The organism is Pseudomonas sp. (genome assembly GCF_026224925.1).
GTDB lineage: Bacteria > Pseudomonadota > Gammaproteobacteria > Pseudomonadales > Pseudomonadaceae > Aquipseudomonas.
Genome location: NZ_JAMFRV010000199.1, coordinates 21,259 through 34,084, shown reverse-complemented (window position 1 = coordinate 34,084; position 12,826 = coordinate 21,259). Strand labels below are relative to the sequence as shown.

Annotated in this window: 11 protein-coding genes and 1 pseudogene; 10 read left to right on the top strand and 2 right to left on the bottom strand. The window is 56.8% G+C overall.

All coding sequences use genetic code 11. The features are described from left to right. The 7 genes and pseudogenes from M0974_RS08650 to M0974_RS08620 all read left to right on the top strand — a co-directional run. Window positions 1-204, top strand: a pseudogene (locus M0974_RS08650) (ABC transporter ATP-binding protein); the annotation flags it as partial. A gap of 34 nt (window positions 205-238) precedes the next feature. Continuing rightward, the gene (locus M0974_RS08645) at window positions 239-1,093 is read left to right on the top strand and encodes an ABC transporter permease (protein ID WP_297835359.1); all 855 of its coding nucleotides are present in this window, start codon (window positions 239-241) and stop codon (window positions 1,091-1,093) included. Between the two features lie 125 nt (window positions 1,094-1,218). Continuing rightward, complete coding sequence (locus tag M0974_RS08640) at window positions 1,219-2,238, top strand: ABC transporter substrate-binding protein (RefSeq protein WP_297835357.1); 1,020 nt, start codon at window positions 1,219-1,221, stop codon at window positions 2,236-2,238. Window positions 2,239-2,376: 138 nt separating this feature from the next. Then, window positions 2,377-3,042, top strand: coding sequence for an amino acid ABC transporter permease (locus tag M0974_RS08635; RefSeq protein ID WP_297835356.1), 666 nt, complete (start codon window positions 2,377-2,379; stop codon window positions 3,040-3,042). Beyond that, entirely contained in the window at window positions 3,023-3,682 is a 660-nt protein-coding gene (locus tag M0974_RS08630) for an amino acid ABC transporter permease (RefSeq protein WP_297835354.1), read from the top strand. The genes M0974_RS08635 and M0974_RS08630 overlap by 20 nt, the downstream gene beginning before the upstream one ends. Further along, window positions 3,679-4,455 (top strand): amino acid ABC transporter ATP-binding protein, encoded by a 777-nt coding sequence (locus M0974_RS08625; RefSeq protein ID WP_297835350.1) that lies wholly within the window; start codon window positions 3,679-3,681, stop codon window positions 4,453-4,455. Before M0974_RS08630 ends, M0974_RS08625 begins: the two co-directional genes overlap by 4 nt. Beyond that, window positions 4,452-5,351 (top strand): transporter substrate-binding domain-containing protein, encoded by a 900-nt coding sequence (locus tag M0974_RS08620; RefSeq protein ID WP_297835348.1) that lies wholly within the window; start codon window positions 4,452-4,454, stop codon window positions 5,349-5,351. The genes M0974_RS08625 and M0974_RS08620 overlap by 4 nt, the downstream gene beginning before the upstream one ends. A gap of 127 nt (window positions 5,352-5,478) precedes the next feature. Here M0974_RS08620 and M0974_RS08615 read toward each other — a convergent pair whose 3' ends face one another. Further along, window positions 5,479-6,639, bottom strand: coding sequence for an AAA family ATPase (locus M0974_RS08615; protein ID WP_297835346.1), 1,161 nt, complete (start codon window positions 6,637-6,639; stop codon window positions 5,479-5,481). A gap of 165 nt (window positions 6,640-6,804) precedes the next feature. Between M0974_RS08615 and M0974_RS08610 the strand changes: the two genes are divergently transcribed. The 3 genes from M0974_RS08610 to M0974_RS08600 are packed head-to-tail and all read left to right on the top strand — an operon-like array spanning window position 6,805 to window position 12,094. Next, window positions 6,805-7,923: an efflux RND transporter periplasmic adaptor subunit gene (locus tag M0974_RS08610; RefSeq protein ID WP_297835343.1), complete on the top strand. Its 1,119-nt coding sequence runs from the start codon at window positions 6,805-6,807 to the stop codon at window positions 7,921-7,923. After that, window positions 7,920-8,990, top strand: coding sequence for an efflux RND transporter periplasmic adaptor subunit (locus M0974_RS08605; RefSeq protein ID WP_297835341.1), 1,071 nt, complete (start codon window positions 7,920-7,922; stop codon window positions 8,988-8,990). Before M0974_RS08610 ends, M0974_RS08605 begins: the two co-directional genes overlap by 4 nt. Further along, a complete protein-coding gene (locus M0974_RS08600; RefSeq protein ID WP_297835337.1) occupies window positions 8,987-12,094 on the top strand; it encodes an efflux RND transporter permease subunit in 3,108 nt (1,035 codons plus the stop codon). The genes M0974_RS08605 and M0974_RS08600 overlap by 4 nt, the downstream gene beginning before the upstream one ends. A gap of 94 nt (window positions 12,095-12,188) precedes the next feature. Here the strand turns inward: M0974_RS08600 and M0974_RS08595 are convergent, their stop codons facing one another. Then, window positions 12,189-12,815: a bifunctional 2-polyprenyl-6-hydroxyphenol methylase/3-demethylubiquinol 3-O-methyltransferase UbiG gene (locus tag M0974_RS08595; protein WP_297835334.1), complete on the bottom strand. Its 627-nt coding sequence runs from the start codon at window positions 12,813-12,815 to the stop codon at window positions 12,189-12,191. Between the last annotated feature and the right edge of the window lie 11 nt (window positions 12,816-12,826).

The following is a 12,826-nucleotide window of genomic DNA, read 5'->3' as shown; positions in this document are numbered from 1 at the left end:
GTCGGCAACCGGATTCTGTTGCTGTCACCGCACCCGGGCCGGGTTCGCGCTGAAATCAACAGCCACCAGTACGACCTGCACAGCCTCGGCGGCACCGGCTTTCAGCACACCGCGCAACGCATCCATCGCTTGCTGTTTGATGAGGGCGAACCTGAGCCGGTCGATCGCGAGCTGAGCTTCCAGGATGTACGCATCGCGTATTGAAACCCCTCTGAAGCCTACCAAGAGAATTCGAAACATGACCATTCGACAGGAATACGAAGTCACGCTGGAGCCTTTTACCCAAGAGGATCTTGCGCGTGATATCCCGCTAGCGCAGCGCATCTGGCAACTGAGCTGGGTTCGCAAAACCGTAATCCTGCTGGCCCTCGCGGTTATCTGGGAGCTGGCTGCGCGTTACCAAAACAATGACCTGTTGCTGCCGAGCGTGGTGCAGACCGCCAGCGCTTTTTACGATGGTATTGCCAGTGGCGAGCTGCTCAGCAAAGTGTGGATTTCCCTCGCTGTACTGATCAAGGGTTACGTGATCGGTATCGTCCTGGCGTTTGCGTTGACCACCCTCGCGGTATCGACCCAGCTAGGGCGTGATTTGCTGAGCACCCTGACCGCAATGTTCAATCCCCTGCCAGCGATTGCCTTACTTCCGCTGTCATTGCTGTGGTTCGGTTTGGGTCAGGGCAGCCTGATTTTTGTACTAGTGCATTCGGTGCTGTGGGCATTGGCGTTGAACACCTACTCAGGCTTTCTCGGGGTCTCGGAAACCCAGCGCATGGCCGGGCGCAACTATGGCCTCAAGGGCTTGCGCTTTGTTTGGTACATCCTGATTCCCGCTGCATTGCCTTCAATTTTGTCCGGCCTAAAAATCGGCTGGGCGTTCGCCTGGCGCACGTTGATCGCCGCCGAACTGGTATTTGGTGCTCAGTCGGGCAAGGGCGGCTTGGGGTGGTACATCTACCAAAACCGCAACGAGCTCTACACCGACAAAGTATTCGCCGGCTTGATTGCAGTGATTTTGATTGGGTTGTTGGTGGAAAATCTGCTGTTCAACAACATCGAAAGACTGACGGTTAAACGCTGGGGCATGCAGCGTTGATGCTGGCTTTTTAAGACTATCGTTATTCCAAATTCCTATTTATTTATAGTCTTTAAGTAACTGTAAGCTATATGCAACGCCGGACCACCGGCCTGTCGTATTCATTCTTTGATGGTGAGAATTTCATGGCCACATCGTTCAAGCATCCGGCGCTTACTACACTTGCAGCAGCGTTAGGCTTAGCCGGAGCATTGCTCAGCAGCGGCGCCCAGGCAGAAGGCAAAATCAGCATCGCCCAGCAGTTCGGCATTGGTTACCTGATTCTCGACGTAGTGCGCGATCAGCACTTGATCGAGAAGCACGGTAAAGAACAGGGCTTGGACATCAAGGTCGACTGGAACAGCATCTCCGGCGCCACCGCCATGAACGAAGCCTTGCTGGCTGGCGCTTTGGACGTGGTTTCCGCCGGTGTGCCGCCGATGCTCACCGTTTGGGATCGAACCAAAGGCAAACAGAACGTTAAGGCCATCGCCTCACTCGGCTCGATGCCCAACTATTTGCTCAGCATCAACCCGGACGTGAGGACGTTGAAAGACTTCACTGACAAGGACCGGATTGCCGTCCCTGCTGCTGGCGTAGGCTTCCAGTCGCGCACGTTGCAGATCGAAACGGCCAAAGTCTTCGGCGATGCGCAGTTCAAGAAGTTCGACAACATCTCAGTGAGTCTGCCGCACCCGGACGCGACTGCCGCGTTGATTGCTGGTGGCTCCGAGCTGAATGCTCACTTCTCCAGCCCGCCGTTCCAGTACCAGGAGCTGGAGAATCCTAACGTCCACAAAGTGCTTAGTTCATACGATGTGCTCGGCGGTCAGGCCACGTTCAACGTGCTTTACACCACCCAAAAATTCCACGACGAAAACCCCAAGACCTACAAAGCATTCTATGACGCGCTGGCTGAAGCCGAGCACATCATCAAGGCCGACAAACCCGCCGCAGCCCAGACCTACATCCGTGTAGAACAGTCAAAACTGCCGCTGGCCCTTGTTGAGAAAATTGTCTCTGATCCAGAAATCGATTTCACCATCACCCCACAGCGCACCTTCATCTACGCCAGCAAATTGCAGGAACTGGGTGTGTTGAAAAATAAGGCTGACAGCTGGAAAGACTACTTCTTTGAAGAAGTGCACGGCACGCCGGGTAGCTGAGTATTTTTTAAATGCAGCGCCTGACGTTGCCTCTTCGCGGATGAATTCGCTCCCACAGGTTGCACTCAGAACCACTGTGGGAGCGAATTCATTCGCGAAATCCTCAGCAGCCTCAACATATCTTTAACAGGCTGTCTTATGACCCTGGACTATCCCTTCATCCTCAGCACCCTGCCGTCATTTCTCAAGGCGGTCGGGGTCACGTTGCAGGTGGGCTTAATCGCCATCTGCACGTCGCTGCTGGTAGCGATGATTAACTCGGCCATCCTGGTATTCCGCACGCCATATTTGCATCGATTGGTCGCGCTGTACGTTGAGTTAGCGCGCAATACTCCACTATTGATCCAACTGTTTTTCATCTACTTCGCGTTGCCGACGCTGGGGATAAAAGTCTCTGGATTCTCTGCCGCGATCATCACCATGACTTTTTTGGGCGGCGCATACCTGACTGAAGTCTTGCGTGCTGGCGTCGATGCGGTGCCGCTGGCGCAACTGGAATCAGGGCGCTCCATCGGGTTGTCGCAATGGCAGTTGCTGCGTTATGTGATTCTGCCGCAAGCGGGCATCCTCAGCCTGCCGGCGCTGTTCGCCAATTTTATCTTTCTGCTCAAGGAGACCACGGTGGTCTCAGCGGTTGCGGTTCCGGAAATTCTCTACACCACCAAAAGTTACATCGCGCTGTACTACAAAACCTACGAAATGCTTACCGTGCTGACGCTGATTTGTGTGCTGTTGTTCTTGCCGTTGTCGTTGCTGCTCAGCTACCTGGAACGGAGGCTCCAACATGGCCAGTTCGGGTCTTGAATTGTTGTGGGTGTCGTTGCCGCAACTGGGCAAAGGCGCCGCGCAAACACTGACTATCTCGTTGCTGAGCATTTTATTCAGTACGGTGGGCGGGGTGTTGTATGGCGTTTTGCGTACCTTGAATGCCTATTGGATCAACCTGATTTTGCGGATCTACCTGGAGCTGTTTCGTGCGATTCCGGTGTTGGTCTGGTTGTACCTGCTGTTCTTCGGTATGCCTATTTTCTTCGGCCTAAGCATCCCGAGCTTTTGGTGTGGCGTGTTGGTGTTGTCGTTATGGGGCAGCACCGAAGTCGGCGAAGTCGTACGCGGCGCCCTACATTCCCTTCCACGTGGGCAGCGTGAGGCAGGCTTATCCATCGGCCTTTCCGACCCGCAGTTGTATGGCTATGTACTGCTCCCGCAAGCGCTGAAGCGCATGACCCCGCCGACCATCAACATCTACACCCGAATCATCAAGACCAGCTCGTTGGTGGTGCTAATTGGCGTCGTCGACGTGATCAAGGTCGGGCAACAGATTATCGAGCGCACCTATGAATCAGTGCTGATTTACGGCGCGTTGTTCCTGTTTTTCTTCTTTATCTGCTACCCGCTTTCGGCCGCCTCCCGGGTGCTGGAACGACGTTGGACTCAAGCATGAGCGCATTGATCGAGTTCAAAGGCTTTAACAAATTTTTCGGTAGCCAACAGGTACTAAAAAACATCGACCTGACTGTCGAGAGTGGTGAAGTGATCGTTATTCTGGGCCCCAGTGGATGCGGAAAAAGTACGCTACTGCGCTGCCTTAACGGCCTGGAAGTGGCGCACAGCGGGAGCTTGCGTTTCGCCGGGCGCGAACTGCTGGAAGCTAAAACCGATTGGCGCCAAGTGCGGCAAGACGTCGGCATGGTGTTCCAGAGCTATCACCTTTTTCCGCACATGAGCGTTCTGGAAAACGTCCTGCTCGGTCCGCTGAAAGTACAAAAGCGCAAACGCAATGAAGCGCTGGCGCAAGCCGAAGCGTTGCTTGAACGTGTGGGTCTTTCAGACAAGCGCGACGCTTTTCCACGGCAGTTGTCGGGCGGCCAGCAACAGCGTATCGCCATCGTCCGCTCGCTGTGTATGAACCCCCAAGTCATGTTGTTCGATGAGGTAACCGCGGCCCTCGATCCGGAGATGGTCAAGGAAGTGCTGGAAGTGATCCTCGACCTGGCGCGCGGCGGTATGACCATGCTGATCGTTACCCACGAAATGGCCTTTGCGCGCGCGGTAGCTGACCGCGTCGTGTTTATGGAGGCCGGAAGCATCCTCGAACACAACACCCCGGAGTCATTTTTCACGAACCCGCAGAGCGCACGGGCGCAGCAGTTTCTGGAGAAATTCTCCTATGTAGAAACCATGCCCAAGAAATCGAAAATCAAGGAGCTGTCATGAGCGCTGTTCACTTAAAATCTGCCAAATCATTACTGTTAATTCCGCTGCTCGGCCTAGGCCTGCTGGCCGGCTGTGGCAACAACGATGCGCCCGCCAAACCTGCTGCAACGGCGAGCACAGCCGCTGCACCCGCTGCTGGTTATCTGGCTAAAATTAAAGCGCGCGACAAATTGATCGTGGGTGTCTTTACCGATAAACCACCCTTTGGTTTTGTCGATGAAAAAGGCCGGTATGTAGGTTTTGATACCGACATCGCCCGTCAATTTGCCAAAGACTTACTGGGCGATGAAAACAAAGTCGAGTTCGTCGCGGTTGAGCCGGCGAGCCGTATCCCCTTTCTGCAAAGCGACAAAGTCGACCTGATTCTAGCCAACATGACGGTCACGCCAGAGCGTAAGGAAGCGGTGGAGTTCACCAACCCGAACCTCAAAGTTGCGGTCCAGGCCTTAGTGCCGCAAGGCAGCGCGGTGGTCAAGCTGGATGACTTGGCCGGCAAGACCACCATCGTCACCACCGGCACTACAGCGGATATTTGGCTGACCAAAACCCACCCAGACTGGAAGCTGTTGAAGTTCGAGAAAAACTCCGAATCGCTGCAAGCGTTGTCCACGGGTCGCGGCGACGCTTACGCTCAGGACAATCTGGTGCTGTTCAGCTGGGCGAAACAAAATCCCGGTTACCGCGTTCTGCCAGAAAAACTCGGTGGCGAAGCACCGATCGCACCCGCAGTGAAGAAGGGCAATATCGAATTGCGTGATTGGATCAACACCGAACTGGCAAAGCTGGGTGAAGATAAGTACCTGCTCAAACTGTACGACCAGTACGTGCGCAAACAGCTGAGTGACGACACCAAGCCCGAAGATGTCATCGTTGAAGGCGGTAAGTGGCAGGGTTAAAACCCATACACCGACGACTTTCTGTAGGAGCCAACTTGTTGGCGAGGGGTTTATTGCGGTGTGTCAGACAAACCGCTTCGCCAACAAGTTGGCTCCTACAGAGGTTTGGCGCATTCCAGTCATTGGATTAATCCGGCCAATGCCACGCCGGTGCATCAAGCATTCCCTGCCCGACGATGCCGGTTTGGCCGAGGTTCTTTTCCAGAACGATGGGATTGCAACTGGGGTCGCTTTCGAGGGCGGCAATCAGGCGGCTGGCGTGGGACACCACCCACATTTGGCAGTGTTGCGACGCTTGAATAATCAACCGCGCTAGCGCCGGCAGTAGATCTGGATGGAGGCTGGTTTCCGGTTCGTTGAGCACCATCATGGTGGGTGATCTCGGGGTGAGCAGGGCGGCGATCAGTAGCAGATAACGTAACGTACCATCCGACAATTCGGCCGCTGAGAGCGGACGCAGTAACCCTTCCTGATAAAACTCCAAAGCGAAACGACCGCCTTGCAGCCAGGCGATGTTAATACGTGCGCCGGGAAATGCATCGCTGATGGCGGCGTGCAGTGTGTTTGGGTCACCGATTTCCAGAATGGTTTGCAGGGCTGCTGCCAGGTCGCGACCGTCGTGGTGCAGCACTGGCGTGCGCGTGCCCAATTGCGCCTGACGAGCCGGCGCATCGACGTCGGTGCGAAAGTGATCGTAGAACCTCCAGCCGCGAATCGCCTCGCGCAGCATCAACACCTCCGCGCAGGTACGTAGGCTGCCGACTTGATCGAACAAGCTGTCGTAGTGCGGCGTGTGCTGAGCAAGTACATCCCAATCGCGTCCGTCGCGGGCGCGGATCATGGCGCCGCTGCGTTGCACCAACAGGCTGGCGGGACGGTACAGCGGGCCGGCCCAGATGCATTCCTTTTTGATTTGCGGGTCTAGAGCGAACGCCGATGTACTCGGCTCGGGAAGGCCCAAAGAAATGGCATAACTGAAATCATCACCGGCAAAGCCCAGGCGTAAGCGCTTCACCTGCTGACGTGGGCCACCTTGAACCGCGACCTCGCCCTTTAGCATGCGCCTGCTAACGTTCTCTGGCCCCGCCCAGAAGGTTGAATCCAGCCCACCCTCACGCGCTAGCGCACTGATGACACCTCCTTGAGCGGTTTCTGCCAGCAAACGAACGGCGCGGTAAAGATTCGATTTGCCGCTGCCATTAGGCCCGGTAATGACGTTGAGGCGCCCAAGCGGGATCACCAACGAGTTAATCGAGCGGTAATTGGCCACGGCGAGGGTTTTTAGCATGCAGACGTCCTGGATCGTTTAAAACAAGCTACTTATTCCAATAAGCCTTGAGTTTAGTCAGTGACGGAACCCTGATCTACGCTCACAGTCGCATACGAGAGATTTAGACGCGTTTCCTGCGCAACCTGAAGGGGTCTCGGCCACGGCATTTGCAAAGGAGTCTGCATGCCAGCTCATCGATTAAATTTTGCCGCCATCAGTTTGGGCGTGTTGCTCGGCCTGTTGACCGGGTGCGGCGACAAACCGCCTCAGGAGCCCCAGCACCCTCGGGTTTACGTGCAGCAAGTCAAAACTGCCGATTTTGCTGCAGCCGTCTCGCTGACGGGCGATATTCAGGCGCGGGTGCAGACGCAGTTGTCCTTTCGGGTGGGCGGCAAGATCATTCAGCGCGGGGTTGATGTGGGTGATCGAGTGTCGGCCAAGCAAGTGCTGGCCAGGCTCGATCCCAAGGATCTACAGACCAGCGTCGACTCCGCTGTTGCTGCTGTGTCTGCCGAGCAGGCACGGGTGACCCAGACCAGCGCGGCGTTTGTTCGCCAGGAAAAATTACTGCCCAAGGGCTACACCAGTCGCAGTGAGTATGATTCGGCCCAGGCGGCGTTACGCAGTAGCCAAAGCGCGTTGAAAGCTGCTCAGGCGCAACTGGCCAATGCTCGTGAGCAGTTGGGGTACACCGCGTTGGTGGCCGATGCGTCGGGGATTATCACCTCGCGGCAGGCAGAGGTCGGGCAAGTGGTACAAGCCACCGTACCGATTTTCGGTTTGGCACGCGATGGCGACCGAGACGCTGTGTTCAACGTCTACGAATCACTGTTCGTCGACCCGCCCACCGATCAGGCGGTCCAAGTGACCTTACTCGATAACCCGAAAATCGTGGCCACTGGCAAAGTGCGCGAAGTGACCCCTGCGGTCTCGGCGCAGACCGGTACGTTGCAAGTCAAAATTACCCTCAGCCAATTGCCCGCCGGCATGGAGCTAGGCTCTGTGGTCAGTGTCGCCTTGAGCATACCCGCCAAAGCCAGCGTCCAGTTACCCTGGGCCGCATTGACCAAGGGCCTCGGTGATCAACTGGGGCAGCCCGCGGTATGGGTGGTCGACGATCAGGGTAAAGCCAACCTGCATGCGGTCAAGGTCGCGCGCTATCTCACCGGCAGCGTGGTGATCAGCGATGGGTTGAACGCCGGAGAACAGGTAGTGGTCGCCGGAGGCCAGTTATTACATCCCGACATGCAAGTGGAAATCGCCCAAGCGCCACTGGCCTCAACCGTGAAGGCTCAGCCATGAAGCGCCTGTCTTTGATGGTGTTCAGCAGCTTGATGATCAGTGCCTGCAGCAAACCCGAGCCACCGCCGGAACCGGTGCGGCCGGTGTTGTTCGTCGAGGTCCAGCCTGAGTCAGTGGAAAACCTTGGGCGCTTTGCCGGGAATATTCAGGCGCGTTACGAAAGCACGTTGGGTTTTCGCGTATCGGGCCGAATCGCTCAACGCAGCGTGGACGTTGGCAGTGAAGTGGAGAAAGGCCAGCTGCTAGCGACCCTTGACCCCACCGACCAGCAAAACAACCTGCGCGCCAGCCAAGGCGATTTGGCGCGTATCGAGGCGCAATGGATCAACACCCAAGCCAGCGCACGTCGTCAGCAAGAGTTATTCGACCGAGGCGTAGGTGCTCAGGCGCAGCTTGATATTGCTCAGACTGATTTGCGCACCACCCGCGCCTCACTGGAGCAGGCACGGGCGGCGGTGAGCCAGGCTCAAGATCAGCTCAATTACAGCGAGCTGCGCACCGATCATGCGGCCGTGGTGACCGACTGGAAAGTCGAGGCCGGGCAAGTGGTCAGCGCGGGTCAGGAAGTGGTGACGCTGGCTCGCCCAGACATCAAGGAAGCGGTGATTGATCTGCCCGCGTCGCTGGCAGATGAGCTGCACGAAGGTGTTGAATTTAAAGTGGCCGGCCAACTTAACCCGGACATCAACACCGCGGCTACGTTACGCGAAATAGAGCCCCAAGCCGAACGCTCAACCCGTACCCGACGTGCGCGCCTGACCCTGGCCGATACGCCTGCCGCGTTTCGTCTCGGTACGGCAATCAGCGTCACCCTCACCACCGCCATCGAGCCTCGTACGCAACTGCCGACCACTGCGGTGCAAACCGTCGATGGCAAGACGCAGGTCTGGATCGTCGACGTGCAAAATCAGACGGTGGCCCCGCGTGAGGTCAAGGTGCTCAGCCATGAGGTTGACGGTGTGGTGTTGGTGGCAGGCGTGAACGCCGGCGAACGGGTGGTCAGTGCGGGTGTTAACAGCCTCAAGCCAGGTCAGAAAGTCAAAGTCGATAAGGACGCCCCACGATGAAAGGGACATTCAACCTGTCCGATTGGGCCATCAAACACCAATCGTTTGTCTGGTACTTGATGTTCGTTGCGCTGTTGATGGGAGTATTTTCCTACCTGAATCTTGGGCGTGAGGAAGACCCTTCGTTCACGATTAAGACCATGGTCATTCAGACCCGCTGGCCTGGCGCTACGGTGGATGAGACCCTGGAGCAAGTCACCGACCGCATCGAGAAAAAGCTCGAAGAGCTGGACTCTTTGGATTACGTGAAAAGCTATACCCGTCCTGGCGAGTCGACGGTTTTCGTGTACCTGCGTGATACCACCAACGCTAAAGATATTCCGCAAATTTGGTACCAGGTACGCAAGAAAATCAACGATATTCGCGGCAGTTTTCCCCAGGGCATTCAGGGGCCGGCGTTCAATGACGAGTTCGGTGACGTCTACGGATCGATCTACGCGTTTACCGCCGATGGTTTGTCCATGCGCCAGCTGCGTGACTACGTAGAACAGGTCAGGACGGATATCCGAGCGGTGCCAGGGTTGGGCAAAGTCGAGATGATTGGCCAGCAGGACGAAGTGCTGTACCTGAACTTTTCCACGCGCAAACTGGCCGCGCTGGGTCTGGATCAGCGGCAAGTGGTGCAAAGTCTGCAATCGCAAAACACGGTGACGCCAGCGGGGGTCATTGAGGCCGGGCCAGAGCGAATTAGCGTACGCACATCGGGCCAGTTCGCCTCGGAAAAAGACCTTGAGACTGTCAACTTGCGCCTGAACGACCGCTTTTATCGGCTGAGCGATATTGCTGACATCAGCCGCGGCTACACCGATCCTCCCACGCCAATGTTTCGCTTCAACGGCAAACCGGCCATCGGCCTAGCCATCGCCATGCAGAAGGGTGGCAACATCCAAGAGTTCGGTAAAGCCCTTCACTCGCAGATGGACAACGCCACCGCTGACCTGCCCGTCGGCGTAGGCGTACACAACGTGTCGGATCAGGCGCAAGTGGTGGAGAAGGCTGTTGGCGGCTTCACCAGCGCGCTGTTCGAAGCGGTGGTGATCGTATTGATCGTCAGCTTCATCAGCCTCGGTGTGCGCGCCGGCCTGGTGGTGGCGTGCTCTATTCCGCTGGTATTGGCGATGGTCTTCGTGTTCATGGAGTACAGCGGCATCACCATGCAACGGATTTCCCTCGGCGCATTGATCATCGCCCTCGGCCTGCTGGTGGATGACGCGATGATCACGGTGGAGATGATGGTCACGCGGCTGGAACTCGGTGAAACCAAACAACAAGCCGCCACGTTCGCCTACACCTCGACGGCATTTCCGATGCTGACCGGGACGTTGGTGACAGTCGCTGGCTTTGTGCCGATTGGCCTCAACGCCAGCTCTGCAGGGGAATACACCTTCACTCTGTTTGCGGTGATTGCGGTCGCGATGCTGGTGTCATGGGTGGTCGCTGTGCTGTTCGCGCCGGTGATCGGCGTGCACATTCTCAGCGAGAATATTAAGAAGAAATCAGAGAAACCGGGACGCCTCGCACGGGTATTCAACGCAGGCATGCTCTGGGCGATGCGCAACCGTTGGTGGACGATCATCATCACCGTGTTGCTGTTTGTGGCGGCGGTATTCTCCATGCGCTTCGTGCAAAACCAGTTTTTCCCATCGTCAGACCGCCCGGAAATTCTGGTGGACCTGAACCTGCCGCAAAACGCCTCGATCAATGAAACCCGCAAAGCCGTCGATCGGCTGGAAGCGACGCTCAAGGATGACCCGGATATTGCGCGCTGGAGCACTTATATCGGCCAAGGCGCGGTGCGCTTTTATTTGCCGTTGGACCAACAATTGGAAAACCCGTACTACGCGCAATTGGTGATCGTCAGCAAAGGCCTGGAGCAACGCGGCGCCTTGACCGAGCGCCTGAAAAAACGCCTGCGCGATGATTTCGTTGGTATTGGCAGCTACGTGCAACCACTGGAAATGGGGCCGCCGGTGGGGCGCCCGATTCAGTACCGGGTCAGCGGCAAGGATATTGATCAAGTTCGGCAACATGCCATCGAATTGGCAACATTGCTCGATCACAACCCGCACATCGGCGAAATCATTTACGACTGGAACGAACCGGGCAAAGTCCTGCGCATCGACATTGCCCAAGACAAAGCGCGGCAGTTGGGGCTGTCGTCCGAAGACGTGGCGCAATTAATGAACAGCATTGTCACCGGTTCGCCCGTGACCCAAGTGCGCGACGATATTTACCTGATCAACGTGGTGGGCCGTGCCGAGGATGCGGAACGCGGTACGCCGGAAACCCTACAGAACCTGCAAATTGTCACACCAAGCGGTACGTCGATTCCGCTGCTGGCGTTTGCCACGGTGCGCTATGACCTGGAGCAGCCGCTGGTGTGGCGCCGAGACCGCAAACCGACGATTACCGTGAAAGCTGCGGTACGTGATTCGATACAGCCCACGGACTTGGTCAAACAGCTCAAGCCCGATATCGACAAATTCGCCAGTGGTTTGCCGCTGGGCTTCAAGGTCGCCACCGGCGGCACGGTGGAAGAGAGCGGCAAGGCCCAAGGGCCGATCGCTAAAGTCGTGCCGCTGATGATCTTCTTGATGGCGACGTTCTTGATGATCCAACTGCACAGTGTGCAGAAGATGTTTCTGGTCGCCAGCGTCGCCCCGCTGGGGTTGATAGGCGTGGTGTTGGCGCTGATCCCGACCGGCACGCCCATGGGCTTCGTGGCGATTTTGGGGATTCTGGCGCTGATCGGCATCATCATCCGCAACTCAGTGATTCTGGTAACGCAGATCGACGCTTACGAGCGTGATGACTATCTGCCGTGGGATGCGGTGGTCGAAGCGACCCAGCATCGTCGCCGGCCGATCTTGCTGACCGCTGCGGCCGCCAGCCTCGGCATGATCCCCATCGCCCGCGAAGTGTTCTGGGGCCCGATGGCCTACGCAATGATTGGTGGAATAATCATCGCGACCTTGCTGACATTACTGTTCCTGCCCGCGCTGTATGTGGCGTGGTACAGGATCAAAGAGCCGAGCAAGCAGCAGCGCGAAGAGAACAAGTCAAAGAAGGCTGAACATGATGGTGAGCCAGCGGGACCGCGCTGACTTTTTCCCGAATGAATTCGGTCCTACAGAGAATTACAGTACCTTGTGGGAGCGAATTTATTCGCGAAGACGTCAGCTGAGACGGCGCAATCCTTCAAACCTTACGCCACACACTGGCCAACCAAGGCTGTTGCGCCAGTGGCAATCCTTCAGGTCGGAAGTAATGTTCTAACTCAATAAACCCCGCCGCATTGAGCAGTTCACGCCAATTATCCAAGTCGTGATACGAGCCATATCGGCTGCCGTTCCAGCCTTCTTTGTTCTCGCCCCGAGGGTTGGAGCTGAACAGTACGCCGTGTGGTTTCAACGCACCGTGCAGTTCGCGCAAGACTCGTGGCAGCTCTTGACGCGGCACGTGGAACAGCACCGCATTGGCGAAGATGCCGTCGAAGCGTTCGGTGGGCAGATCCAGTTCAAGAAAGTTCTGTTGCAGCACTTCGCAGCCGGTCTCTTCACGGGCCATCTCAGCGAAACGTTCGGAGCCGTCTAGCCCAACCGCAACGTGCCCCATCGCGGTAAAGGTTTTAAGATCGCGCCCCGGTCCGCAGCCGAAATCCAGAATCTGCAACGGCGCGCTGCCTTCGATATGCCGCAGCAGTGCCGCAATATTCTGGCTGACGTCGTGGTCCCACGTTCCTTCGCGAAAGTCGTCGGCCACGGAGTTGTAATGGCCGACGGTGGTGGCAGTGATTTGTGCGAGGTCCTGCGGATCGAGTTTCATGGCGAGTCTGT

Coding starts and splice junctions, on each gene's coding strand:
- M0974_RS08640 (WP_297835357.1), top strand. CDS start 1,219: ATGGCCACATCGTTCAAGCATCCGGCGCTTACTACACTTGCAGCAGCG.
- M0974_RS08610 (WP_297835343.1), top strand. CDS start 6,805: ATGCCAGCTCATCGATTAAATTTTGCCGCCATCAGTTTGGGCGTGTTG.
- M0974_RS08615 (WP_297835346.1), bottom strand. CDS start 6,639: ATGCTAAAAACCCTCGCCGTGGCCAATTACCGCTCGATTAACTCGTTG.
- M0974_RS08600 (WP_297835337.1), top strand. CDS start 8,987: ATGAAAGGGACATTCAACCTGTCCGATTGGGCCATCAAACACCAATCG.
- M0974_RS08635 (WP_297835356.1), top strand. CDS start 2,377: ATGACCCTGGACTATCCCTTCATCCTCAGCACCCTGCCGTCATTTCTC.
- M0974_RS08630 (WP_297835354.1), top strand. CDS start 3,023: ATGGCCAGTTCGGGTCTTGAATTGTTGTGGGTGTCGTTGCCGCAACTG.
- M0974_RS08605 (WP_297835341.1), top strand. CDS start 7,920: ATGAAGCGCCTGTCTTTGATGGTGTTCAGCAGCTTGATGATCAGTGCC.
- M0974_RS08620 (WP_297835348.1), top strand. CDS start 4,452: ATGAGCGCTGTTCACTTAAAATCTGCCAAATCATTACTGTTAATTCCG.
- M0974_RS08625 (WP_297835350.1), top strand. CDS start 3,679: ATGAGCGCATTGATCGAGTTCAAAGGCTTTAACAAATTTTTCGGTAGC.
- M0974_RS08645 (WP_297835359.1), top strand. CDS start 239: ATGACCATTCGACAGGAATACGAAGTCACGCTGGAGCCTTTTACCCAA.
- M0974_RS08595 (WP_297835334.1), bottom strand. CDS start 12,815: ATGAAACTCGATCCGCAGGACCTCGCACAAATCACTGCCACCACCGTC.